The 23,341-nt window shown below is 68.7% G+C and carries 18 protein-coding genes; 5 read left to right on the forward strand and 13 right to left on the reverse strand.

The genetic code is table 11. From position 1 onward, the window contains the following. The first annotated feature begins 14 nt into the window (after positions 1 to 14). Positions 15 to 1,718: a long-chain-fatty-acid--CoA ligase gene (locus CGU35_RS07160; protein ID WP_100810838.1), complete on the forward strand. Its 1,704-nt coding sequence runs from the start codon at positions 15 to 17 to the stop codon at positions 1,716 to 1,718. A 5-nt stretch (positions 1,719 to 1,723) separates the two neighbouring features. On the opposite strand, the gene ligA is transcribed toward CGU35_RS07160, so the two are convergent. The 3 genes from ligA to CGU35_RS07175 all read right to left on the reverse strand — a co-directional run bounded on the left by ligA (position 1,724) and on the right by CGU35_RS07175 (position 6,777). Next, a complete protein-coding gene (gene ligA / locus CGU35_RS07165) occupies positions 1,724 to 3,979 on the reverse strand; it encodes an NAD-dependent DNA ligase LigA (RefSeq protein ID WP_232711235.1) in 2,256 nt (751 codons plus the stop codon). Positions 3,980 to 4,332: 353 nt separating this feature from the next. Beyond that, positions 4,333 to 5,466, reverse strand: a complete 1,134-nt coding sequence (gene mnmA / locus CGU35_RS07170) for a tRNA 2-thiouridine(34) synthase MnmA (protein ID WP_100810839.1) — start codon at positions 5,464 to 5,466, stop codon at positions 4,333 to 4,335. A gap of 111 nt (positions 5,467 to 5,577) precedes the next feature. Continuing rightward, positions 5,578 to 6,777, reverse strand: coding sequence for a cysteine desulfurase family protein (locus tag CGU35_RS07175; RefSeq protein ID WP_100810840.1), 1,200 nt, complete (start codon positions 6,775 to 6,777; stop codon positions 5,578 to 5,580). A gap of 139 nt (positions 6,778 to 6,916) precedes the next feature. Here CGU35_RS07175 and glgX point away from each other — a divergent pair, with 139 nt between their 5' ends. The 3 genes from glgX to glgB all read left to right on the forward strand — a co-directional run bounded on the left by glgX (position 6,917) and on the right by glgB (position 13,330). Further along, complete coding sequence (gene glgX / locus CGU35_RS07180; RefSeq protein WP_100810841.1) at positions 6,917 to 8,998, forward strand: glycogen debranching protein GlgX; 2,082 nt, start codon at positions 6,917 to 6,919, stop codon at positions 8,996 to 8,998. A gap of 178 nt (positions 8,999 to 9,176) precedes the next feature. Continuing rightward, entirely contained in the window at positions 9,177 to 11,144 is a 1,968-nt protein-coding gene (locus tag CGU35_RS07185) for a maltotransferase domain-containing protein (RefSeq protein WP_100810842.1), read from the forward strand. Beyond that, positions 11,141 to 13,330 carry a 1,4-alpha-glucan branching protein GlgB gene (gene glgB / locus CGU35_RS07190; RefSeq protein WP_100810843.1) on the forward strand — a complete coding sequence of 730 codons (2,190 nt, stop codon included), beginning with the start codon at positions 11,141 to 11,143 and terminating at the stop codon, positions 13,328 to 13,330. Before CGU35_RS07185 ends, glgB begins: the two co-directional genes overlap by 4 nt. A gap of 54 nt (positions 13,331 to 13,384) precedes the next feature. Here the strand turns inward: glgB and CGU35_RS07195 are convergent, their stop codons facing one another. Together CGU35_RS07195 and CGU35_RS07200 are read right to left on the reverse strand one after the other, a co-directional pair. Beyond that, a complete protein-coding gene (locus tag CGU35_RS07195) occupies positions 13,385 to 14,365 on the reverse strand; it encodes a tetratricopeptide repeat protein (RefSeq protein ID WP_100810844.1) in 981 nt (326 codons plus the stop codon). After that, entirely contained in the window at positions 14,362 to 16,239 is a 1,878-nt protein-coding gene (locus CGU35_RS07200; RefSeq protein ID WP_181003374.1) for a glycosyl transferase, read from the reverse strand. Before CGU35_RS07200 ends, CGU35_RS07195 begins: the two co-directional genes overlap by 4 nt. 171 nt (positions 16,240 to 16,410) lie before the next feature. Here CGU35_RS07200 and CGU35_RS07205 point away from each other — a divergent pair, with 171 nt between their 5' ends. Beyond that, a complete protein-coding gene (locus tag CGU35_RS07205; protein ID WP_100810846.1) occupies positions 16,411 to 17,463 on the forward strand; it encodes an AI-2E family transporter in 1,053 nt (350 codons plus the stop codon). A 71-nt stretch (positions 17,464 to 17,534) separates the two neighbouring features. Here the strand turns inward: CGU35_RS07205 and CGU35_RS07210 are convergent, their stop codons facing one another. The 8 genes from CGU35_RS07210 to tsf all read right to left on the reverse strand — a co-directional run bounded on the left by CGU35_RS07210 (position 17,535) and on the right by tsf (position 23,310). Then, positions 17,535 to 18,254 (reverse strand): alpha/beta hydrolase, encoded by a 720-nt coding sequence (locus CGU35_RS07210; RefSeq protein WP_100810847.1) that lies wholly within the window; start codon positions 18,252 to 18,254, stop codon positions 17,535 to 17,537. Continuing rightward, complete coding sequence (locus tag CGU35_RS07215) at positions 18,251 to 18,532, reverse strand: hypothetical protein (RefSeq protein WP_100811339.1); 282 nt, start codon at positions 18,530 to 18,532, stop codon at positions 18,251 to 18,253. The genes CGU35_RS07210 and CGU35_RS07215 overlap by 4 nt, the downstream gene beginning before the upstream one ends. A 5-nt stretch (positions 18,533 to 18,537) precedes the next feature. After that, positions 18,538 to 19,260 (reverse strand): lytic transglycosylase domain-containing protein, encoded by a 723-nt coding sequence (locus CGU35_RS07220; RefSeq protein WP_100810848.1) that lies wholly within the window; start codon positions 19,258 to 19,260, stop codon positions 18,538 to 18,540. Positions 19,261 to 19,338: 78 nt separating this feature from the next. After that, positions 19,339 to 19,989, reverse strand: coding sequence for a DivIVA domain-containing protein (locus CGU35_RS07225; protein WP_232711179.1), 651 nt, complete (start codon positions 19,987 to 19,989; stop codon positions 19,339 to 19,341). Next, entirely contained in the window at positions 19,986 to 21,011 is a 1,026-nt protein-coding gene (locus CGU35_RS07230; protein WP_100810849.1) for a phosphatidate cytidylyltransferase, read from the reverse strand. The genes CGU35_RS07225 and CGU35_RS07230 overlap by 4 nt, the downstream gene beginning before the upstream one ends. A 13-nt stretch (positions 21,012 to 21,024) precedes the next feature. After that, on the reverse strand, positions 21,025 to 21,579 hold the full coding sequence (gene frr, locus CGU35_RS07235; RefSeq protein ID WP_100810850.1) for a ribosome recycling factor: 555 nt from the start codon (positions 21,577 to 21,579) through the stop codon (positions 21,025 to 21,027). A gap of 53 nt (positions 21,580 to 21,632) precedes the next feature. Further along, positions 21,633 to 22,352 carry a UMP kinase gene (pyrH, locus tag CGU35_RS07240; protein ID WP_100810851.1) on the reverse strand — a complete coding sequence of 240 codons (720 nt, stop codon included), beginning with the start codon at positions 22,350 to 22,352 and terminating at the stop codon, positions 21,633 to 21,635. A gap of 130 nt (positions 22,353 to 22,482) precedes the next feature. Then, on the reverse strand, positions 22,483 to 23,310 hold the full coding sequence (tsf, locus tag CGU35_RS07245) for a translation elongation factor Ts (protein ID WP_100810852.1): 828 nt from the start codon (positions 23,308 to 23,310) through the stop codon (positions 22,483 to 22,485). Positions 23,311 to 23,341 lie beyond the last annotated feature (31 nt).

The raw sequence follows: 23,341 nt of genomic DNA on the forward strand, positions 1-23,341 counted from the left end.
AATAGGCTGGCGACGTGACGACGACATATGAGCCGCCCAGGCCGTGGATCCAGAGCTACGCCGACGGAGTCCCGCACGACCTCGAACCCGTATCGGGCTCGCTCGTCGACATCGTCGAGGCGTCCGCACGGGACTATCCGGATGCTCCGGCCCTGCAGTTCTTCGGACGCACCACGTCCTACCGGGAGCTGCAGCAGCAGATCGAGCGCGCCGCCGCGGGACTCCGCGCCCGGGGCGTGAAGCGGGGCGACCCCGTCGCGATCGTGCTGCCGAACTGCCCGCAGCACATCGTCGCGTTCTACGCCGTACTGCGCCTCGGCGCGGTCGTCGTCGAGCACAACCCGTTGTACACACCGCGCGAGCTGCGCAAACAGTTCGAAGACCACGGCGCGGTGCACACCATCGCCTGGAACAAGGTCGTCCAGACCCTGCAGGAGTTTCCCGCCGACCTGGAGCAGCAGACCATCGTCTCGGTCGATGTGACGCGCGCGATGCCTGCGCGCACCCGGATCGCTCTCAGGCTTCCGATCAGCAAGGCACGCGAGGCACGCGAGGCGCTCACGACACGTGTTCGCGGCACGGTGCCGTGGGAGACCCTCGTGTCGGCCGATCCGCTGCCCTCGACCGTCCCGAAGCCCGAAACCGACGACCTCGCGATCATCCAGTACACGAGCGGCACCACGGGGACCCCGAAGGGCGCCTCGCTCACGCACCGCAACCTGCTCTCGAATGCCGCGCAGTCGCGCGCGTGGGTCCCGTCGATCCGACGCGGAGAGGGATGCGTCGTCTACGCCGTCCTGCCGATGTTCCACGCCTACGGTCTGACCCTGTGCCTGACATTCGCGATGTCGATGGGCGCGCGGCTCGTCCTGTTCCCGCGCTTCGATCCCGACATGGTGCTGGCCGTCACCAAGAAGCATCCGGCCACCTTCCTGCCGCTCGTGCCGCCGATTGCGGAGCGTCTGTTGAAGGCCGCCCTCGAGAAGGGCGTCTCACTCGCCGGCACCGAGGTCGCGATCTCGGGCGCGATGGCCCTGCCCCATGAGCTCGTCGTGCCCTTCGAGGCAGCCTCCGGCGGGTACCTCGTCGAAGGATACGGGCTGAGCGAGTGCTCCCCCGTGCTCATGGCCAACCCGGTGGCCGACAACCGCGTCCCGGGCACGGTCGGCCTCCCGCTCCCGGGCACCGAGTGCCGGGTCGTCGACCCGGACGAACCCACGCGCGATGTGCCCGCCGGTGAGCGCGGCGAACTGCTCGTGCGCGGACCGCAGGTCTTCTCGGGCTACTACGGCAAGCCCGAAGAGACCGGCAGAGTGTTCGTCGACGGATGGTTTCGCACCGGCGACATCGTGACGATCGACGAGGCGGGGTTCGTCCGCATCGTCGACCGGATCAAGGAGCTCATCATCACGGGCGGCTTCAACGTGGCGCCGACCGAGGTGGAGATCGCGCTGCGTCAGCACCCCGATGTGGAGGATGCGGCCGTCGTCGGGTTGCCGAACGAGCGCTCGGGGGAAGAGGTCGTCGCCGCCATCGTGCCCGTCGCGGGCGCGACAATCGACGAGGAATCCGTGCGCGAGTTCGCGCGCGGCATCTTGACGCCCTACAAAGTGCCGCGCCGGATCTTCGTCGTCGACGAGCTGCCCAAGTCCCTGATCGGCAAGGTGCTCCGCCGACAGGTGCGCGAGTCGCTCCTGAAGCTGAACGCGGGGCGCTAGACCCGCTACCCCGCGTCGGGATCGAGCGCGTCGAGCGCCGCCGGCCCCTGCGTCACCAGCAGCCGGAACTGCTCGGCGTCGATGATGCGCACGCCCAGCTCCTCGGCCTTGCCGAGCTTCGAGCCCGCACCCGGACCCGCGGCGACGAAGTCGGTCTTCTTCGAAACGCTCGAGGCGGACTTTCCTCCGGCCGCGATGATCGCCTCTTGCGCGCCCTCGCGGGTGTAACCCTCGAGCGACCCCGTCGCGACGACGGTGATGCCCTCGAGTACCCCGCCCGCCGCGACCGCGGCGCCGGGACCGGGGTGACCCGGCGTGGCGAACTGGGCGCCTGCGGCCGCCCACCGCTCGACGATCTCCTGGTGCCAGTCGACCTCGAACCAGTCGATCAGTGCGTCCGCGATGATGTCGCCGACGCCCTCGACGGCAGCGAGCTCTTCGTGCGAGGCCGCACGGATCTCGTCGACCGAGCCGAACCACTGCGCCAGTGCACGCGCTGCGACGGGACCGACGTGACGGATGTTGAACGCCACGAGGAAGCGCCACAGATCTTTCGACTTCGCTTTCTGCAGCTCCTCGAGAAGCGTGATCGCCTGAGCGGATGGCTGAGGCCCGGTGAGTCCCTGCTTCTTCTCGGCGGGAGAGGGATTGCGGCGGAACGGCGCGCGGCGGACCCGCTTCCCCGTTCTCTCGTCGACGCGCGGCTCGCCCGTCTCGGCATCCCGGACGATCACCTCGATCGGCACGAGCTGCTCGAGGGTGAGGTCGAACAGGGCCGCCTCGGTCTCCAGAGGTGGGGTTCTCGGCTTCGACGGCTGCGTGAGCGCGGCGGCCGTCACCTCACCGAGCGCCTCGATGTCGAGCGCCCCCCGTGATCCGATGTGCTCCACCCGGCCGCGGACCTGCGCGGGGCAGGCCCGGGTGTTGGGGCAGCGCAGATCGACGTCACCCTCCTTCGCCGGGGCGAGCGGCCAGCCGCACTCGGGGCACTCCCGGGGCATCACGAACGCGCGCTCCGACCCGTCGCGAAGTTCGACGACGGGCCCGAGCACCTCGGGGATGACGTCGCCCGCCTTCCGCAGAACGACGGTGTCACCGATCAGAACACCCTTCGCGCGGACGACATCCTGATTGTGGAGCGTCGCCTGACGCACGACGGATCCCGCCACGCGGACGGGGGCCATCACCGCGAACGGGGTCGCCCGGCCCGTGCGTCCGACCGAGACGACGATGTCGAGCAGTTTCGTATTGACCTGTTCGGGCGGGTACTTGTAGGCGATCGCCCAGCGCGGCGCGCGGCTCGTGGCGCCGAGCTCGTCATGCAGCGCGAGTTCGTCTACCTTCACGACGATGCCGTCGATCTCATGCTCGACGTCGTGGCGGTGTTCGCCGTAGTGCTCGACGAAGGCCGTCACCCCGTCGATCGAATCCGTCGTCCGGAAATAGGGGCTCACGGGAAGCCCCCACTCCTTCAGCAGGCCGTAGATCTCGCTCTGGGAGCCGACGGGCGGGCTGGCCCACGCCCCGATGCCGTGCACGAAGAGGCGAAGAGAGTCCAGGCGTGCCTGACCCGCCTCGAGTTCGAGTCCGTCTTTCTTGTCGAGTTGCTGACGAAGTCCGCCGCTGGCCGCGTTGCGCGGATTGGCGAAGGAGGGAAACCGCCGTTCCGCGCTGACGAGTGCCTTCTCTTCGTCGAAGGCGCGCGAACGCGCGCGTGTCTCTTCGACCGCGCGATCACGCATCTCGGCCTGCAACGCGTTGAGTGCCGCGAAAGCAGCGACCGGGATGAAGACCTCACCGCGGACTTCGACGAGGGGCGGATGCCCGGTGCCCGCGAGACGCATCGGGATGCCGTGCACCCGCACGGCGTTGAACGTCACATCCTCGCCGACGCGCCCATCGCCGCGTGTGGCCGCCGACGTCAGGACGCCGTTCTCGTAGCGCAGGCTGACCGCCAGGCCGTCGATCTTCAGCTCGGTCAGCCATCTCACCGCACGACCGGCCCCCGCCTGTGCCTTCGCACACCACTCGCGGAGCTCGTCCAGCGAGAAGACGTTGTCGAGGCTCAGCATCCGCTCGGCATGTTCGACCGGCGCGAACTGCGTCCCCTGCGCGGCTCCGATCGTCAGGGTCGGCGAATCCTGGCCCTGCAGTTCGGGGTACAGCCGCTCGATCTCCTCGAGCCGACGCATCCAGGCGTCATACGTCGCGTCATCGACGAGTTCCGCATCCCGTCCGTAGTACGCGTCGCGCGCCCCCATGATCCGCTCGGTGAGGTCTCGCGACGCGTCACGCGCCTGCTCGAGGGTCAGATCGGGAAGCTCGGATGCTTCGGGCTGCTCGGAGATATCGGATGCCACCGGTTCAGTTTAGGTTCGGCCCCCGACATCCGTCCTCCGCCCGGCGCGACCCGCCCGTCTCGCGTCCCGTCCCGCCAGACCACCCCAGCCCGCGCTCCGCGAGCGGTCGCGATACGACGTCACACGGCGACGTCACACGGCGAATCGCGACCGTTCGCGGCGTCTCGGGTGCCCGGGCCACACGACGGCTACGGTTCGCGGCATCCGCGCGATCGATCGAAGGAGCGGATGCGAGAATGCGCAGCCGAAGCGGGTCAGACGCCCGCGGGGACCGCCGAAACCGTTCGGTCGATCGTGAACTGCCCGAGCACGCGTGTACCGCTGTACAGCACAGCGGTCTGGCCGGGAGCGACGCCGTCGAGCGGCACATCCGGATGCACGACGAGACGCGGCATCGGCTCGCCGTCGATCTCGTCCCCCTCGAGGAAGCTCAGGGTCGCGGGCACAGGGTCGGCATGGGCGCGGATCTGCACATGGCAGGCCAGATCCGACCCGACGGACAACGCCGCGGATCCCGCCCAGGTGAACCGTGCGCCGGAGATCTCGCCGATCGCCAGCGCCTCGCGCGGCCCGACGACGACCGTGTTGGACACGGGACGCACCTCGAGCACGAACCGGGGCTTGCCGTCGGCCGCGGGCACACCGAGTGCGAGGCCGCGCCGCTGCCCGACCGTGAACGCATGAGCGCCCTCGTGCGCGCCGACGACGGCACCGGATGCGTCGACGATGTCGCCGGGCGCCGCGCCGACGCGGTCGGCCAGCCAGCCGCGCGTGTCGCCGTCGGGGATGAAGCAGATGTCGTGGCTATCGGGCTTCTGCGCCACGGTCAGCCCGCGCGCCTCGGCCTCGGCCCGCACGAGCGCCTTCGAGGGGGTCTCACCCAGCGGGAAGAGCGTGTGCGGCAGTTGCTCCGCCGTCAGCACGCCCAGCACGTAGGACTGATCCTTCGCGGCGTCGCTCGCGCGGTGCAGCTCGAGTTCACCGGATGCCCCGGTCCGAACGATCGCGTAGTGACCCGTGACCACGGCGTCGAAACCCAGGTCGAGCGCCTTCTCCAGTACCGCGGCGAACTTGATCCGTTCGTTGCAGCGCATGCACGGGTTCGGCGTGCGACCCGCGGCGTACTCGTTGACGAAGTCCTCGATGACGTCGTCGCGAAAGCGCTCCGAGAAGTCCCAGACGTAGAAGGGGATGCCGAGACGGTCGGCCGCGCGACGGGCGTCCATCGCGTCCTCGATCGTGCAGCATCCGCGACTCCCCGCGCGCAGCGTCCCCCCGGCGCGCGAGAGGGCGAGGTGAACGCCCGTGACGTCGTGTCCGGCATCGACGGCGCGCGCGGTGGCCACCGCGGAGTCGACACCACCGCTCATCGCCGCGAGAACACGCATTCGTCGATTCTACGCGGGCCTCCTGTGCGCGGGCCGCTCCGCTCGTCGAACATCGACGCCCGGCCGGGTCGGGAGCACCGTTGTGTGACAGCCGAGCACGATGCGCGCGCGTCAGCCGCGCGGAGTGCGGGACGACAGACCCGCGCGCCGGGCGCGGTCGTACGCCGACGGGAGCGCCGCGAGCAGCGCCGCCACGTCTGCCGGCGTCGACGTTCGGCCGAGGGTGAACCGGAGCGCACCCGCCGCGATGTCCGGCGCGACGCCCATGGACAGCAGGACGTGGGATGGCTCGGGCACGCCGGCCTGACATGCCGATCCGGTCGACACGGCCACGCCTGCGGCGTCGAGCAGCAGCAGCAGCGAGTCGCCCTGCGCGCCCGGCAGCACGACGTGCACGTGCCCCGGAAGACGATCCGCGCCGCTCGCCGAGACGACCACATCGGGAATCGTGGCCCGCAGACCGGCCTCCAGTTCGTCACGCAACGCGCCGATCCGGACGGCCTCCGCCGACAACTCGGCGACCGCGAGCTCGGCGGCAACGGAGAAGGCCACGGCGCCCGCGACATCCTGCGTGCCCGCCCGCAGCCCCCGCTGCTGCCCGCCGCCATGCAGCAGCGCCTCGAGCGTGACGTGCCGCGACACGACAAGAGCCCCGACCCCGACCGGCCCGCCGATCTTGTGCGCCGACGCGCTCAGCGCGACGAGCCCCGCGCCACCCTCTGCCCCGCCGCGCAGCTCCCGAAACGACAGGGGCACATGCCCGAAGGTGCCGACCGCGTCGACGTGCAGGGGAACGCCCGCATCGGATGCCGCGACGGATGCCTCGGCCACCGGCTGCAGCGAGCCCACCTCGTTGTTGGCACCGAGCAGCGTCGCGACCGCGACCCGCTCGTCCGCGAGAGCGACGCTCCATGCGTCCCGGTCGATGCGGGCATCGGCGTCGATCGGCACCGACCGCGCGTCCGCCTCGCCGCTCGTCTCGAGCCAGCGGACCGTGTCGAGGGTCGCGTGGTGCTCGCCCTCGGGCACCACGAGGAGGTTGCGCCCGGTCGCAGCACGCCGGGCGCGCAGCAGTCCCGTGAGGGCCAGGTTGATCGATTCGGTCCCGCCCGAGGTGAAGACGACCTCGATGGGCTGGCAGTCGAGGGCGGCGGCAAGCCGATCACGGGCGTCCTCGAGCAGGCGCCGCGCGGACTGGCCGGCACCGTGGATCGACGACGCGTTGCCGACGACCGCGGATGCCTCGAGCCACGCCGCACGCGCCTCGGCCCGCAGCGGGGTCGTCGCCGCGTGGTCGAGGTAGGCGTTCACCCCACAACTCTCACATATCGGCGGCACGGCGGCTTCAGACGCACGCGTGCGCGCCGAGCCCCGACGAACGCCTGTGCGCCGAGAGGACGTCCCCCTCCGCGTAACGCGCAGGACTCACGCGCTGGTTAGGGTTGTCCCCATGGTCAGCCCGACACCGACGACCGACGCGCCCGCCGGACTTCTCTCGCCCGCGCTCGATGACCTCGGCGTCACGTATACGTCCGACGGCGGTCGGTTGCGCGTGTGGTCGGGGCATGCCGACGGCATCGAGCTCGTGATCTTCGACGACACCGACCTCGACTGGATCATTGACACGATTCCCCTGCGCCTCGTCGGCGGTTCGGTGTGGGAGGTCACCACGCCGCTGCTCCGACCCGGCACGCGCTACGCGATTCGCGTCAGCGGCCCGACCGGCCCCGGCAACACCTTCAACCCCCGCACCCTTCTGCTCGATCCCTACGCCCGTGGCCTGGTGTCCGGCGGGTTCAGCGACTGGCGCTCGGTCGCAATCGACGGATCGTTCGACTGGGGCGGAGTCCAGAAACCCCGCGTACCTCTCGACCGCACCGTCATCTACGAGGAACATCTCAAGGGTCTGACCAAGCGCCATCCCGCGATCACACCCGCACTCCACGGCACGTACGCGGGCCTCGCCAACCCGGCGATGATCGAGTACCTCCAGGGCCTGGGCGTCACGAGCGTCGAGTTGCTGCCCGTCCACGCGTTCGCGAGCGAACCCCGCCTCCACCAGCTCGGGCTCAGCAACTACTGGGGATACAACACCCTCAACTTCTTCACCCCGCACGCCGCGTACGCCACCGAGGCCAGCCGACGCGAGGGCCCCGAGGCGATCCTGCGCGAGTTCAAGGGCATGGTGCGCCTGCTGCACGAGGCCGGACTCGAGGTCATCCTCGACGTCGTCTACAACCACACGGCGGAAGAGGGCGTGGGCGGACCGCGGTCGAGCTTCCGCGGCATCGACAACCGCTCGTACTACCGCCAGCTCGATGACGGCACCTACGTCGACGAGACGGGCTGCGGCAACGCCGTGAACACGGCGACGGATGCCTCGGCGCGCCTCATCCTCGATTCCCTCCGCTACTGGGCGAACGACCTGCAGATCGACGGGTTCCGTTTCGACCTCGCCGCGACCCTCGGCCGCGACGCGCAGCATCACTTCACGCCGGACCACCCGCTGCTGCGCACCATCCTGGACGACCCCGCGCTCGCCGACGTCAAGATGATCGCCGAGCCGTGGGATGTCGGCATGGGCGGCTGGCAGACCGGCAACTTCGGCGCCGGCTGGAGTGAGTGGAACGACCGCTATCGCGACCGGGTCCGCAACTTCTGGCTCTCGGACGTCGACTACGCCAGACGCGCCTCGACGGCACCTGTCGGGATCGGTGGCTTCGCGACACGCCTCGCCGGTTCGTCCAACACGTTCTCGCACGAGCGCGGGCCCCTCGCGAGCGTCAACTTCGTCACGGCCCACGATGGGTTCACACTCCGCGATCTCGTCTCGTACGACGTCAAGCACAACCTCGCCAACGGCGAGCAGAACCGCGACGGCGCGGACACCAACCGCTCGTTCAACCACGGCGCCGAAGGCCCGACCGACGATCCGCACATCCTCGCGACGCGACGCAAGGCGATGCGAAACCTACTGGGCACGCTCCTGCTCTCTTCGGGCATCCCGATGCTGACCGCCGGGGACGAGTTCGGGCGCACGCAGCGCGGCAACAACAACGCGTACTGCCACGATTCCACCCTCACCTGGTTGTCGTGGGACCACGCCGATTGGCAGAAGGACCTGCAGGCGCACGTCCGTCGTCTGATCACGCTGCGTGGCGAGAACCCCGCGCTCCGTCCGATCCGCTTCGCGGTCCAGGACCGGCCGACCCCCTCCGCGTCGGTCATGGACTGGTACGACGAGAGCGGCGCCATGATGTCGATCGATCGCTGGACGAACCCGGCGCACCGGACGCTTCAGTACGTCGCGGCGTCGACCCCCGAGCACGAGGCGTTCAATCGGATCCTGCTCATGGTCCACGGCAACGAGTCGCCCATCGACGTCACGCTGCCGGACATCGAGGGGGTGACGCGTTACGTCGAGCTCTGGTCGTCGATCGACGAGCGTCCGGCCGAGATCGCCGAGACCTACGAACCGGGTGATCTCGTGCCGTTGCCCGGTACGTCGATGCGGCTCTTCCGCGCCGAATAACACCGTTCGCCGGGCGGCGCAAGGCGTATCGTCGCCTGGGCACGCACGGTAGGTTCGGGGTGTGGCTGCCCCTTCTGCAAATGCTGTCCCCCGAGCGTGGCGGAGCGCCGCCGCCCTGCCCGTCCGCCCCGCCGTCGCGTGGCCCGATGAGGGCACGACCGCGGCTGGTCGTATCCCGATGTTCCACCCGCACCCGGCGGTTCCGGGCGACCTGTACCGGCCGAAGGCTTATGCGACAGAGGCCGTCCCGTTCGTCGTGACCGCGTTCCGCGAGGGGCACGATCGCATCGGCGTGCACCTGCGCCTCTTCTCCCCCGGCGGTGACGAGTCGTTGCACCGGCTCACGGCTCTCGACGACGGCTTCGACCGTTGGCGGGTTCTCGTCGCGCCGCTCGAACAGGGCGTGTGGACCTTCCGTTTCGAGGCCTTCGCCGACGAGTACGCGACGTGGCACCATGCGGCCGGGCTGAAGATCGCCGCGGGCGTCGACGCACCGCTGATGCGTCGGATGGGCTCGGACCTGTTCGAGCGGGCCGCGTCGGAACGCAGCCGACCGGCCGGCGAGCGTCGTCTGCTCCAGGCATCCGCTGCCCGTCTTCGCGACACGGATGTGACGGATGTCGAAGCGCTCGAGATCGTCGAGGACGCCTCGATCGCGGCATCCTTCGCGGCCCGCCCCGTCGCCTCGCTCGTGACGATCGGCGCGACGCGCGAGCTGCTCGTGGAACGCCGCCGCGCGGGGGTGGGCGCCTGGTACGAGTTCTTCCCCCGTTCGGAGGGCGCGAAGCGCCTGAAGAACGGACGCGTCAAGAGCGGTACGTTCCGCACCGCGATGAAGCGCCTGCCCGATGTCGCCGCGATGGGCTTCGACGTTCTCTACCTGCCGCCGATCCATCCGATCGGCGAAACGCATCGCAAGGGGCGCAACAACTCACTCGAGACCGAACCGGGTGATCCGGGCTCGCCGTGGGCGATCGGCGGCGCCGCGGGCGGGCACGACACGATCCACCCCGATCTCGGGACGCTCAACGACTTCCGCGCGTTCGTGCGCGCGGCACGCGCCGAGGGCATCGAGGTCGCGATCGACTTCGCGCTGCAGGCCTCGCCCGATCACCCGTGGGTGACGGAGCATCCCGAATGGTTCACGACGCTGCCCGATGGCTCGATCGCGTACGCGGAGAACCCGCCGAAGAAGTATCAGGACATCTATCCGATCAACTTCGACAACGACGGACCCGGCATCCGCGCCGAAGCCCTGCGGCTGCTTCGGCACTGGATCGCGCAGGGCGTCGAGATCTTCCGCGTCGACAACCCGCACACCAAACCCCTGCAGTTCTGGGAGTGGCTGATCCGCACTGTGAGTGCCGAACACCCCGGTGTCGTCTTCCTCGCCGAGGCTTTCGCGCGCCCCGCGATCATGCAGGGACTCGCGATGGCCGGATTCCAGCAGAGTTACACCTACTTCACGTGGCGAAACACGAAGAAGGAGCTCGAGGAGTTCCTGACGGGGCTCGCGACCGAGACGGCCGACTTCCTGCGTCCGAACCTGTTCGTCAACACCCCCGACATCCTCACCGAGTACCTCCAATACGGGGGCCGGGCCGCCTACAAGACGCGTGCCGCCATTGCCGCCACCGCCGCCCCGACCTACGGCGTCTACGCGGGATACGAGCTGTACGAGAGCGTTGCGCGACCGGGCTCGGAAGAGAACATCGACAACGAGAAGTACGAATACAAGACGCGCGATTGGGCCGGTGCCGAGGCATCCGGCAATTCCCTCGCGCCGTATCTCAGGATGCTGAATCGCGTCCGTGGCGAGCATCCCGCGTTGCAGCAACTGCGCAATATCCGTATCCACTGGAGCGACGACGAGGCGATCCTGGTCTACTCGAAGCACCTCGATGCGGCGCTCACCCCCACGGGCGAGTCCGACACGCTCATCGTCGTCGCGAACGTCGACCCCCACTCCGCGCGCGAAACGACCGTCTATCTCGACACCCGGGAGTGGGGCGTGGTGCCCGGCGAGACCTTCGAGGTCGAAGACCTGGTCTCGGGAGCCGTGTGGACCTGGAGCGACCGCAACTACGTCCGTCTCGATGCTTTCTCCGAGCCGGTGCACATTCTGATGGTGAGGAGCCCCCGATGACCGAGCACGAGACACGTGGGCACGGAGTACACACCGTGTCGCAGAACGACCTCGACCTGGTGGCGACGGGCTCGCACTATTCGCCCCACAGTGTGCTCGGGCATCACGCCGGGCAGGATGCGTCGGGCCACGCGATCACGACGATTCGCGTTCGTCGTCCCCTCGCCGAGACGGTGACCGCGATCACGGACGGCGGTCGCACGGCTCTCGATCACGTGCGGAGCGGGATCTGGGAGGGCACGCATCCCGGCGCCCCCGTGCCGTACCGCATCGAGGCGACCTACGCCTCCGCACCCGCGTGGACCGCCGATGACCCCTACCGTTTCGTTCCGACCGTCGGCGATCTCGATCTGCACCTGATCGCCGAGGGGCGGCACGAAGAGCTCTGGCGCGTACTCGGTTCGCACCTGCGCGATCACCAGGGCGTTGCGGGCACCTCATTCGCCGTCTGGGCGCCGAACGCACAGGCCGTGCGGGTCGTCGGGGACTTCAACGGCTGGGACGGCCAGAGTCATCCGATGCGCTCGATGGGTGGATCGGGCGTGTGGGAGTTGTTCGTCCCGGCGGTCGGCGAGGGCTCCGCCTACAAGTACGAACTCCTCACGGGAGACGGACGCTGGATCATCAAAGCCGATCCGATGGCACGCTGGGCCGAGGTTCCGCCGGCAACCGCCTCGGTCGTGACCAAGGCGCGCCACGAGTGGCGGGACGACGAGTGGATGGAACGCCGCGCGCGCACGACGCCCGTCGACCAGCCCATGTCGGTCTACGAGATCCACCTCGGTTCATGGCGCCCCGGCCTGACGTACCGCACCGCCGCCGACGACATCATCGGCCACGTCACCTCACTCGGCTTCACCCACGTCGAATTCCTTCCGCTGGCGGAACACCCGTTCGGGGGCTCGTGGGGCTACCAGGTCACGGGGTACTACGCCCCGACCAGCCGATTCGGCACGCCGGACGATCTGCGACACCTGATCGATCGGCTGCACCAGGCGGGAATCGGCGTGATCATGGACTGGGTCCCGGGGCACTTCCCCAAGGACGAGTTCGCGCTGGCCCGATTCGACGGACGGCCGCTCTACGAGCACGCCGATCCCCACCGCGGCGAGCACAAGGACTGGGGGACGTACATCTTCGATTACGGTCGCCGCGAGGTCCGCAACTTCCTGGTCGCGAACGCCCTGTACTGGTTCGAGGAGTTCCACGTCGACGGTCTGCGCGTCGACGCCGTCGCGTCCATGCTCTACCTCGACTACTCCCGCAACGAAGGCGAGTGGACGCCGAACATCCATGGCGGGCGCGAGAACCTCGAGGCGATCGGCTTCCTGCAGGAGGTCAACGCGACGGCGTACAAGCGCTACCCCGGTATCGCGATGATCGCCGAGGAATCCACGAGCTACCCCGGTGTGACGGCCCCGACCAGCCAGGGCGGACTGGGCTTCGGACTGAAGTGGAACATGGGCTGGATGAACGACACGCTCCAGTATTTCGGGCGAGACCCGATGTACCGGGCGCACCACGAGGGCGAGATCACCTTCACCTTCGTCTACGCGTTCAGCGAGAACTTCGTGCTGCCGATCAGTCACGACGAGGTCGTGCACGGCAAGGGCACTCTGGTGTCACGGATGCCCGGAGACCACTGGCAGAAGCTCGCGAATGCCCGCGCATTCCTCGGGTTCCAGTGGGGCCATCCGGGCAAGCAACTGCTCTTCATGGGCCAGGAGTTCGGGCAGATCTCGGAGTGGTCCGAGGGACGCTCGCTCGACTGGTGGATTCTCGACCAACCGCTGCACGCCCAGCTTCAGGCATTCGTGTCGGTGCTCAACGCGACCTACCGCGAGCACGCACCGCTCTGGTCGCGCGATCACGACGGCGCCGCGTTCCGGCGGCTGTTCGGTCCGCAGCACAACCCGAACGTCGTCGCCTTCGCGCGCACGGACTGGCACGGCAACACGGTCGCTGTGCTGTGCAATTTCTCGGGCGTGCCCGTCCACGACTTCGAGCTCGAGATGCCGGAAGCCGGCGTCTGGACCGAGATCCTCAACTCGGACGCCGTCGAGTATGGCGGCTCGGGCGTCGGCAACTTCGGCATCGTCAACGCCGCGCCCGCGGGCGACGGTGCCGCTCGCGCAAGCATCACGCTGCCGCCGCTCGGCGTGATCTGGCTCCATCACTCGCGGTGAGTGCACGGCGTCCGGTGCGGCGTATCGACCCGCCGCCCCGGACGTGGCGCGTTCTCAGAAGAGCAGCGACGCCAGGCGGCCACGCGCGCGGATGACGCGCGGGTCCGGATCGCCGATCAGCCCGAACAGCTCGAGCAGACGCTCGCGCACGGGCGCACGCTCGTCGTCGGGCAGCGCCGCGAACAGGTCGAGGAGTCGTCCGAACGCGTCATCGACGTGTCCCCCGGCGATGTCGAGATCCGCGACCGCGAACTGCGCTGGCACATCCGTGGGGGCGGCCGCCGCGGCGGCGCGCGCCGCTTCGAGCTCGAGACCCGACACCCGACTCAGCAGGCGAACCTGACCGAGGCCCGCGCGCGCGTCCTCATCCCTCGGATTCTCGACCAGCGCCTGCTCGTAAGCCCGGACGGCGGCGTCGTAGTCGCCCTCTTCGATGGCCGCGAACGCGGCGGCGTGTAGCGGAGGGAGCGGCGGCTCGGACGGCTCGACGGCCTCACCGTCGGCGTCGCCGGCTTCGGCATCCGTCACGGAGAGTGTCCCCGTCACGCCGTTCTGGGCTGCGAGCTGCAGGAGCTGGGCGAACACCTCGCGCACCTGCTGCTCGGGAACCGCACCGGTGAACAGCGGAACCGGCTGTCCGCCGACCAGGGCCACGACGAGCGGGATGGACTGTGCACGAAATGCCTGGGCGAGCTGCGGGTTCGCATCCACGTCGACCTTCACCAGGACGAGGCGTCCGCCGAGCTCGGTGATCACGGACTCGAGGATCGGGCTCAGCTGCTTGCACGGCCCGCACCACTCGGCCCACAGATCGATGACGACGGGGACCGTACGCGACAGCTCGAGGATCTCACCGAACGTCTCGTCCGTGGCGTCTCGCACCAGCCCGGCACCGCCACTCGCAGCGGCGGGGCCCCCGGCGCCGGAAGCCGCGGCGGCCGCGGCGCCCGGAGCGGGCGGCTGCGGGCGGTTGCGCAGCGATGACAGGTCGACGGCGCCGCGGAGGACGGCGCCGGGATTGGCGTTCAGACTCATTGGATGACTCCCGCGCTGAGGATGTTCGAGGCATAGCCGAGCAGCCGGATCTGTCCGCCGTCGGCCTGATTGGGTACGTAGAAGAAGAGCTGGTCGGAGAAGTTCGTCTGGAAGCCGGACGCCGAGCTGGCCGTGCCGGCGAGGGCCTCCACCGTCGGGTTGCCGTCGAGCTTGATCACGGCGTCGCTGTTCGTCGGTTTGACGGTGTCGGTCTCGGTGAGGCTGACGGCGACGATCGCACCGGATTCGAGAGTCGCCAGGCCGATCGCGGGGTACGCGCCGGCGGCCGACGAGAAGGTCAGACTGCCCGTCTCCGCGCCGGTCTGGTTGAACTGATCCAGACGGGTCCGGCGGTCCTCCGCGACCTTCACGCGGAACTGATCGCCCTCTTCCTCGAACAGGGACGCATAGCTGCTGTTCTCTCCGTTGTTGAGCACGTCCGCGTACGCCGCGGCCAACTCCTGGGGTTCCAGAATCAGGAACGGAGAGTCTGGCGGCACGAGCGCCGCACCGATCGTGGCGGGCGCGACACCACCCGGGAACTCAGCGGATGCGGCCAGGCTCGCGAGGTAAGTGAGCTTGTATTCCGACCAGGCATCCTGCTGCGTCAGGACGGCCACGGTCGGGGCAACCGTCGTCTCGCCCTCTTCGCCCACGACCGTCATGATCGTCCGCGGCCAGAGGTCGTATGCCTGGGGAAGCACGATCTGCAGCGGTTCGGTCGGGATCGCCGGCAGCGCCGGGTGATCGGCGACCTTGCTGCGGATCAGGTAGTTCGCCTTGCGCTCATCCAGTACGGCACCCGCGAGTCGCGTCGCCGCGAGATCGCCGTTGGCCGCGACATCCGCTTCGGATACCGTCTGCGCGACCTTCGCAAGAATGCGCTTCGCCTGCGTCTCGGTGACGGCCGGTGCGTCCTGCTCGTCCGCCGCGATCACGCTCGCGGACGGCGAGGGGGTGGCCGACGCCGCCAGCTGCGGCCAGGATTCGGCGGTACAGCCGGTGAAGAGCAGCCCGGCGATGGCGATGCTCGGAATGACGACGAAGCCGCGGGTGCCGCCACGCAGTGCACGACGGGAGGGAGCGCCCGAGCTGATCACGCCCTTCGCCTCGGCATCTCCGGCGGGAATCGTGTCGAGGGGCTGCGTCACGGGCTGCGGCAGCCCCTTGCGCCGCGGACCACGCGAGCGGCGCGCGTGCCGGATGCCCAACAGGTACAGGAGCACGCCGAGCACCATCAGGATGCTTCCGGCCACGATGAGCGGACCCGCCCAGGGGGTCGAGTTGTCGAGGGGCCAGCGGATCTCGATCGACTCCGGCGCCGCTGCCGTGCCATCCGCGGCGAGCAGAACGCTCATCGTGTCGGGCAGCTGCAGCTGGGCCGTGAGCGTTCCCTCGTCGGTGAACTCATCGAGCCACAGGTCGGACCCGGCAGGGTTGCGCCCTACGGCGGTCCCCGTCGCGGCCTGGTCTGACGTCGTGTCGCCCTCGGTCGCTGCATCCGCAGCGCCATCCGCGGCGGGACCGTCGGTTGCGGGGCCCTCCTTCTGCGGATCAACCGTTTCGGTGACGATCTCGCCCGTGTCATCCAGCGTGACACGCGTATACGAGACATCCGAGAGCCAGGCCGTGACGTCCGCCGTGCGCCCGTAGGCGGCGTACACGGGGCCGGTGTCGACCGATGCCGTCAGCGTCTGCGAACCCGGTGCGCTTGTCAGGACCGCGCCATCGATCAGCGTGTACGGAAGACCGTCGGAAGCGCTGATCTTGGTCTCGGTCGTATCGGCGCCCACGAACACCGTCCGCTGCGCGATACCCGCGCCGATCAGTACGGCGGCGAGCACGAATGCCGCGACAGCCCAGACAAAACGCAAACGAAAACTCCTCCATCGACGCGCCCGGGAGAGTTTCGGCGCGGAAGCGGACATCCCAGACTACCGAAGTACGCCTGAATGTCAGCCCCACGCGCGTGAAGCGCGTGAACAGGGTGGTCCGCCCGTATTCTGACGTGACGCGCGTCGGGCGCGTCGCAGCCGGAGGTGCACGTGAAGATTCACAACCCGTTCCGCGTCGCATTCATCGCGACGCTCGGTGTGGGGCTCGGGATCGTCCTGATCTCGAGTATTCAGACGCTCTCGACGATTCTGCTGTACGTCGGCACGGCGCTCTTCCTGTCGCTCGGCCTCGAGCCCGCGATCTCGTTCCTCGAACGTCGGCGGATGAAGCGCTGGGTCGCGGTCCTCATCGTGATCCTGGTCGTGCTGGCGGCCTTCGCCGGAATCGTGCTGATGGTGCTGCCAATCATCGCTGCCCAGATCAGTCAGCTCGTGGCCGCGATCGAGACGATCATCACCCGGGGCACGTTCATCGACGATCTCCGGAATTGGCTCCAGACCACATTCCCAACGCTGAAGGTGGATGACGTCTTCACCTACGTCAATGACTGGCTGACTTCGCTCGACTTCGCCGCGATCGGAGAGAGCGTGCTGGCGTTCGGCGCGGCCATCGTGGCCGGCCTGACGGGCGCATTCATCGTCCTGATCCTGACGATCTACTTCACGGCGTCCACGCCGAACCTCAAGGCCGCCGTGTACCAGCTCGTTCCCGCATCGCGTCGCGCCCGCTTCATCGACCTGTCGGAGCAGATCACGGACTCGGTCGGCTACTACGTCATGGGCCAGGGAACGCTGGGCATCGTCAACGGCATCCTGAGCGCCATCCTGCTCACGATCATCGGGGCGCCGTTCCCCGCCGTCCTCGCGGTCATCGCGTTCTTCTTCTCGCTGATCCCGCTCGTCGGCACGCTGACGGGCTCGACGATCATCGTCCTGACCTGCCTGATCCCGGGGCTCGGCAGTCCGGGAACCGCCCTGATCGCCGGTATCTACTACCTGATCTACATGCAGATCGAGGCGTACGTGCTGGCGCCGCGCATCATGAACCGAGCCGTGTCGGTGCCGGGTGCCGTCGTCGTGATCGCGGCCCTCGCGGGTGGCTCGCTGCTCGGACTCCTCGGCGCGCTCGTTGCGATCCCCGTGGCAGCCAGCATCCTGATCATCTATCGGCAGGTCATCATCCCGCGGATGAACGAGCTGTAATCCAGCCTCGGCGTCGCTGCTCAACGATCGGACCGCGCCCGTACGGGACCGTCGGGGTTCACGATTCGTGGCTAGAGCGGGCCGTCCCACTCGGTCGGCAGCGGCAACGCCGCCGGGTTGACCGCGGCGACGATCTCGGTCAAGACCCGCCGTGTCTGCGTCTCGCCGACCCACAGGTGCCGCCCGCCCTCGACCGGAACGACGACGACGTGCGGGATCTGCGCGAAGCGCTGGACCGCAGCATCCGGACGGAGGTAGTCATCGAACTCGGGAATCACGGCGATCAGGGGCCGGTCGTCGCCCGCCCACGCGGCGAGTTCTTCGTCGGTCGTGCGGTGCAGCGGCGGCGAGAGCAGGATGACTCCCGCGATGTCGTGATCTCGACCGTATTTCAGGGCCAGCTCGGTGCCGAACGACCAGCCCACCAGCCACGGTTTCGGCAGACCCCGCTCCCGGACGAAATCGAGCGCTGCGGCAACGTCGAAGGCCTCGTCGTGCCCGCCGTCGAACGACCCCTCGCTCGTCCCGCGCGGTGACGTGGTGCCACGGGTGTTGAAGCGCAGCACGGCGAGATCGGCAAGGGCGGGCAGACGGCCGGCCGCTTTGCGCAGGATGTGCGAATCCATGAACCCGCCCGCCGTGGGAAGCGGATGCAGCGTCACGAGCGTTGCGACCGGCTCCGTCTCGAGCGGTTGGGCCAACTCCCCCACCAGCGTCACGTCGTCGAGCGTGTGCAGCTCGATGTCTTCGCGCCGGGCGGGCAGCTGGATCGGTCCACGAATCTCGGTCATGCGATCCTCCAACAGTGCGTGTGCCAGTGACGGCGGGCCGCGAGATCGGCCGCCTCACCGAGCACGCCGTCCGCGCGCCAGACGACCAGGTGCGCGGTGTGCGCGGCAACCGGGCGCCCGCAGCCGGGACAGGTGTACGACTTGACGGCCTGATGAGCAGACACGGGCTGGACGGTGTATTCGACGCCTCGTCGCGTCTCGGGCCTCTTCCAGCCGCCGATGAGGCGCTCGAGCCCGTCACCGGGAGGGTCGGGTCGGCGTCGGTTCGACCGCGGCATCGCGGTCAGTACCACCCGCGGGCCTGCGAGTGGCCCCAGGCACCGCAGGGCGTACCGTACCGGCCACCGATGTATCCGAGTCCCCAGGCGATCTGCGTCGCCGGGTTGGTCTCCCAGTCGGCGCCCGCAGACGCCATCTTGGTGCCGGGTAGAGCCTGCGGGATGCCGTAGGCACCGCTGGACTTGTTGTGCGCGTTCACGCGCCAACCCGACTCCTTCTTCCAGAGGGCGACGAGGCAGTCGAACTCGCCCGTCCCCCACCCGCGCGACGCGACCATGTCGAAAGCGATCGCCTGCGCCGAGCCGGGATCGGGAACGACGCTCGGCGGCGCCCACCCGCTGGCGGCCTTGGTGCTGCTTGCCGCGACGGGTACCGGCTTCGGCTTGGGTTTGACGAACACCTGATAGCTGCCCCGCGACAGCTCGGGCGCGCTCGTCTCACCCGCGATGTCGACGATGAGCGACTGGGCGTCGCTCCGCGCAGCCGCGTAGAGCGTGGTTGCACCGGCATCCTGCGCGGATGCCTCGGCGAGGGCGGCCCCGGTCGGAACGACGACATATGCACCGAGGAACCCCACGGCGGCCACCGTCGCGAAGACACCGAGAACCCCGCGACGCCGGGACCAGCGCACCGGCCGAGCAGCGGGCGTACGACGCGCGAGGGTCGACGACACGCGACCCACAGACGTGCGGGTCGGCGCCGGAATGATCTCGTTGCCCTGGCTCACAGTGCTTCGAGTTTAGCCGCGACCCCGGCGACGTGCCACGCTACCGGCGCGCTCGGCACGGATCCGGCGGACGAACTTTCAGCGAACGGCGAGCATGACGTCGATCACGGCGTCGAGCAGCGCGTCGACCTGCTCTTCCTGATACCCGCGACGCTGCATCCGGAATGCGACTGCCCGCACCTGATCGACAGTGATGGGGCGGCCTGTTTCGAAGTACTCGACGAGACGGTCGGCGACGAGATCCACTTCGTCCGTGCGATAGCCGAAGCGCAACCACCCGGCGCGGGCGAACCGTCGCCGCCGCGGCCGCGAGAGGTGATCGAGCAGGACCTGCGCATCATCGCGTGCCCGTTCCACCCACACTCTCGTGCCCGTCGTCGCCACCGCCGCTTCGCGGTCGCGTGCGGCAAAGGCGTCCTCGATGCGCGCGAGTGCCGCGTCGACGGGCTCGATCGCGTAGCCGCGCTTGACCAGGGGGAAGGCTGCGGTACGCACCGACGCAGCATCGAGGTACGGCGTGCCATCCGGGGACGGCTCACCCTCGAACTCCTGCCGGGCGCGCTCCAGGAACGCATCGACGGCAGCCTTGTCGTACCCCAGGACGCGACGCGGCGCCTCGGGAAAAAGCGAGGAAGTGCCCCGCGTCTCGGTCTGATCAGCACCGGCGGCGGCCATGTCGGCGACATCCACGGATGCGTCGGGCTCTGCGGGCGTGGTCGGGTCGGTCATGCAACTCCCAGCGGCGAAAGCAGGTAGAAGAGGGCGAGCGCTGCGGCGGCGGACGGGAGGATCGAGTCGAGCCGATCGAGCACACCGCCGTGGCCCGGCAGCCACGAGCTCATGTCCTTGATACCCAGGTCGCGCTTGAGCATCGACTCACCCAAGTCACCGGCAGTGGCCGTGACCACGATGACCGCTCCCATGATCAGGCCGGCCCACCAGGGCAATCCGATCATCAGCCAGGCGAGCAGGACTCCCGCGATGAGGGCAGCGGCGACGGCGCCGGCGAAGCCTTCCCACGTCTTCTTCGGACTGATGCGGGGGGCCATCGGGGTGCGACCGAGAGCGAGACCCGTCGCGTACGCGCCCGTGTCGGAGGCGACGGCGATGATGATGAACGCGAGCACCCACCACTGTCCGCCCTCTTGCCGCAGCAGCACCATTGCCAGGCTGCCGAGGAAGGGGACGTAGAGCTGCACGAGCGCGCCGATCAAGACGTCCGAGAGCACATCACCGTAGCGTCGGCCGTCCTGCGCGATCATCTGTCCGAGCACACGCCAGACGACCACGACGACGACGTCGACGAAGACGAGAACCCACAGCGCCCACAGGTCGAGGAAGAACCCGCCCGCGACGAGCACGAAGACGAACCCGATCTGCGGAACCATGTCGACCTTGCGGCCGGAGACCTGCAAAGCGCGACAGAATTCGAACGTTCCGAGGACCGCGACAGCCAGCGCGAAGATCGCGAAGACCCACTTGAGGAAGATGAGCGAGGCGATCACGACGGCACCGATGGCGAGACCGATCATGATCGCGACGATCAGGTCGCGTCCGGTGCGCTGCTTGATGCGCTCGTTCGCCTCGCCGAACTGATCGCGGGCGTGTGCGACCTGCTGTTCGAGGTCGCTGCGCGCCTGACGAACGTGCTCCTGGAACGCGGCGGCGGATTCGTGTCCGCCCGCCCGGCCCGCGCGCGTCGGCGGGGACGGCGTTTCTCGAAGCTCTGACTCGTCGGGTGCGTCACTCATGGTCGGATGCGGCTCAGACCTCGAGCAGCTCTGCCTCTTTGCGCTTGAGGGCATCGTCGATCAGGTCGACGTGTGCCTTCGTCAGCGCGTCCAATTCCTTCTCGCCGCGGGCGATTTCGTCCTCGCCGACGTCGCTCTTGAGCGCGTCCAGGTCGTCCTTGCACTTGCGGCGGATGCCTCGCACGTGGACTTTCGCGTCCTCGCCCTTGGTGCGGACGATCTTCACGAACTCCTTGCGGCGCTCTTCCGTCAGCTCGGGCATCGTGACGCGAACGAGGTTTCCGTCGTTCGTCGGATTCGCGCCGAGGTTGGGCGTGTTGCGGATGGCCTCTTCGATCGCCTTGAGTGCCGACTTGTCGTATGGGGTGACGACGATCGTGCGCGCTTCGATGTTGTTGAGCGACGCGAGCTGCGCGAGCGGGGTCGGTGTGCCGTAGTAGTCCACGAGGATCTTCTGGAACAGCTGGGGGTTCGCACGACCCGTCCGAACGGTCGCGAAATCATCCTTCGCGGCCTCCACGGCACGGTCCATGCGGGTGGCGGCATCCGCCAAGACGTCCGCGATCACGGTGACTCCTTCAGGGGTTGAAGCGTTCGCTCAGTCTAGCCGCGGGGTCGCGGTCAGACCGTGACGAGCGTGCCGATCTCGTCACCGAGAAGCGCTCGCGTGACGTTGCCGGCGGGTTCCATGCCGAACACGCGCATGTCCATGTGGTTGTCCATGCACAGGCTGAAGGCGGTCGAGTCGACGACCTTCAGACCGCGCTGGAGCGCGTCGTTGTAGGTGACGCGGTCGAGGCGTACCGCGGTGGGATCCGTGCGGGGGTCGGCGGTGTAGACGCCATCGACCCCGTTCTTGGCGACGAGCACCTCGGTTGCGCCGATCTCGAGCGCGCGCTGCGCCGCCACCGTGTCGGTCGAGAAATACGGCAGGCCCGCGCCGGCACCGAAGATCACGACGCGCCCCTTCTCCATGTGGCGCTCGGCGCGACGCGGGATGTAGGGCTCGGCGACCTGCATCATCGAGATCGCGGACTGCACGCGCGTGGCGGCCCCCGCCTGCTCGAGGAAGTCCTGCAGCGCGAGGGCGTTCATCACGGTGCCGAGCATGCCCATGTAGTCGGCCCGGCCGCGATCCATGCCGCGCTGGCTGAGTTCGGCACCGCGGAAGAAATTGCCGCCGCCGACGACGATCGCGATCTCGACGCGATCCACCGCCTCGGCGATTTCGCGCGCGATCTGGCTGACGACATCCGGATTCACTCCGAGCGATCCACCGCCGAACGCCTCACCCGACAGTTTGAGCAGGACGCGTCGGCGCCCGGTAGCCTCGTCGATCACTCAGCATCCTTCCGTCAGCCTCCAACCTAACGGCAGAGGCGTCGTGTCGCGCGCCCAGAGTCCCCCTGCGGGGGACGGACGCAGAGAAAAGGGGCCCGGTGCGATGCACCGGACCCCTCACGTCACAGCGTCAGGCGCCGACCTTGAACCGAGCGAAGTCGGTCACGGTGATGCCCGCGTCCTGCGCGACCTTGGCGACGGACAGCTTGTTGTCCTTCGCATAGTCCTGCTCGAGCAGCGCGACCTGCTTGAAGAACGCGTTCACACGGCCCTCGACGATCTTGGGCAGAGCCGCCTCGGGCTTGCCCTCTTCGAGCGAGATCTTGGTGACGATGTCGCGCTCGCGCTCGACCTCGGCCTCGGGGACATCCGCCTTCGCGAGGTAGCTCGGGTTCGCGAACGAGATGTGCTGGGCGATGCTGCGCGCGGTCTCGGCGTCGTCACCCGAGTAGGCGACGACGACACCGATCTGCGGCGGCAGGTCCTTGCTCGTCTTGTGGAGGTAGATCTCGAAGTGGTCACCCGTCAGCGTGCGCACGCGGCGCAGTTCGACCTTCTCGCCGATGATCGCAGCCTCGTCCGAGATGAGCTGGTCGACCGTGCCGTCGCCCGCAGGGGCGGCGAGAGCGGCCTCGACCGAGTCGGCCGAGACAGCGGCCGCGGCATCCGCGACCTTGTCCGCGAGGGCGATGAAGCGCTCGTTTTTGGCGACGAAGTCGGTCTCGCAGGCGAGCTCGACGAGCGTCACCTTGCCGCCGACCTCGCGGGCGACGACGAGTCCCTCGCTCGTGGAGCGGTCGGCACGCTTCGCGTTGCCCTTCGCTCCCTTGAGGCGGAGGATCTCGACGGCCTTCTCGACGTCTCCGTCGGCCTCCTCGAGTGCCTTCTTGGTGTCGACCATGCCCGTGCCGAGCTGTTCGCGCAGCGCCTTGATGTCGGCGATCGTGAAGTTTGCCATGGTGTGTAAACCCCTTGCGTGTCTTTCGATG

The sequence above is a fragment of the Microbacterium sp. BR1 genome (genome assembly GCF_002812725.1).
GTDB lineage: Bacteria > Actinomycetota > Actinomycetes > Actinomycetales > Microbacteriaceae > Microbacterium.

Excerpts from the sequence above, each read along its gene's own strand:
- ligA (WP_232711235.1), bottom strand. The coding sequence starts at position 3,979 with ATGGGGGCGCGCGACGCGTACTACGGACGGGATGCGGAACTCGTCGAT.
- mnmA (WP_100810839.1), bottom strand. The coding sequence starts at position 5,466 with ATGCGTGTTCTCGCGGCGATGAGCGGTGGTGTCGACTCCGCGGTGGCC.
- glgX (WP_100810841.1), top strand. The coding sequence starts at position 6,917 with ATGGTCAGCCCGACACCGACGACCGACGCGCCCGCCGGACTTCTCTCG.
- CGU35_RS07185 (WP_100810842.1), top strand. The coding sequence starts at position 9,177 with ATGTTCCACCCGCACCCGGCGGTTCCGGGCGACCTGTACCGGCCGAAG.
- glgB (WP_100810843.1), top strand. The coding sequence starts at position 11,141 with ATGACCGAGCACGAGACACGTGGGCACGGAGTACACACCGTGTCGCAG.
- CGU35_RS07195 (WP_100810844.1), bottom strand. The coding sequence starts at position 14,365 with ATGAGTCTGAACGCCAATCCCGGCGCCGTCCTCCGCGGCGCCGTCGAC.
- CGU35_RS07210 (WP_100810847.1), bottom strand. The coding sequence starts at position 18,254 with ATGACCGAGATTCGTGGACCGATCCAGCTGCCCGCCCGGCGCGAAGAC.
- CGU35_RS07215 (WP_100811339.1), bottom strand. The coding sequence starts at position 18,532 with ATGCCGCGGTCGAACCGACGCCGACCCGACCCTCCCGGTGACGGGCTC.
- CGU35_RS07225 (WP_232711179.1), bottom strand. The coding sequence starts at position 19,989 with ATGACCGACCCGACCACGCCCGCAGAGCCCGACGCATCCGTGGATGTC.
- CGU35_RS07230 (WP_100810849.1), bottom strand. The coding sequence starts at position 21,011 with ATGAGTGACGCACCCGACGAGTCAGAGCTTCGAGAAACGCCGTCCCCG.
- tsf (WP_100810852.1), bottom strand. The coding sequence starts at position 23,310 with ATGGCAAACTTCACGATCGCCGACATCAAGGCGCTGCGCGAACAGCTC.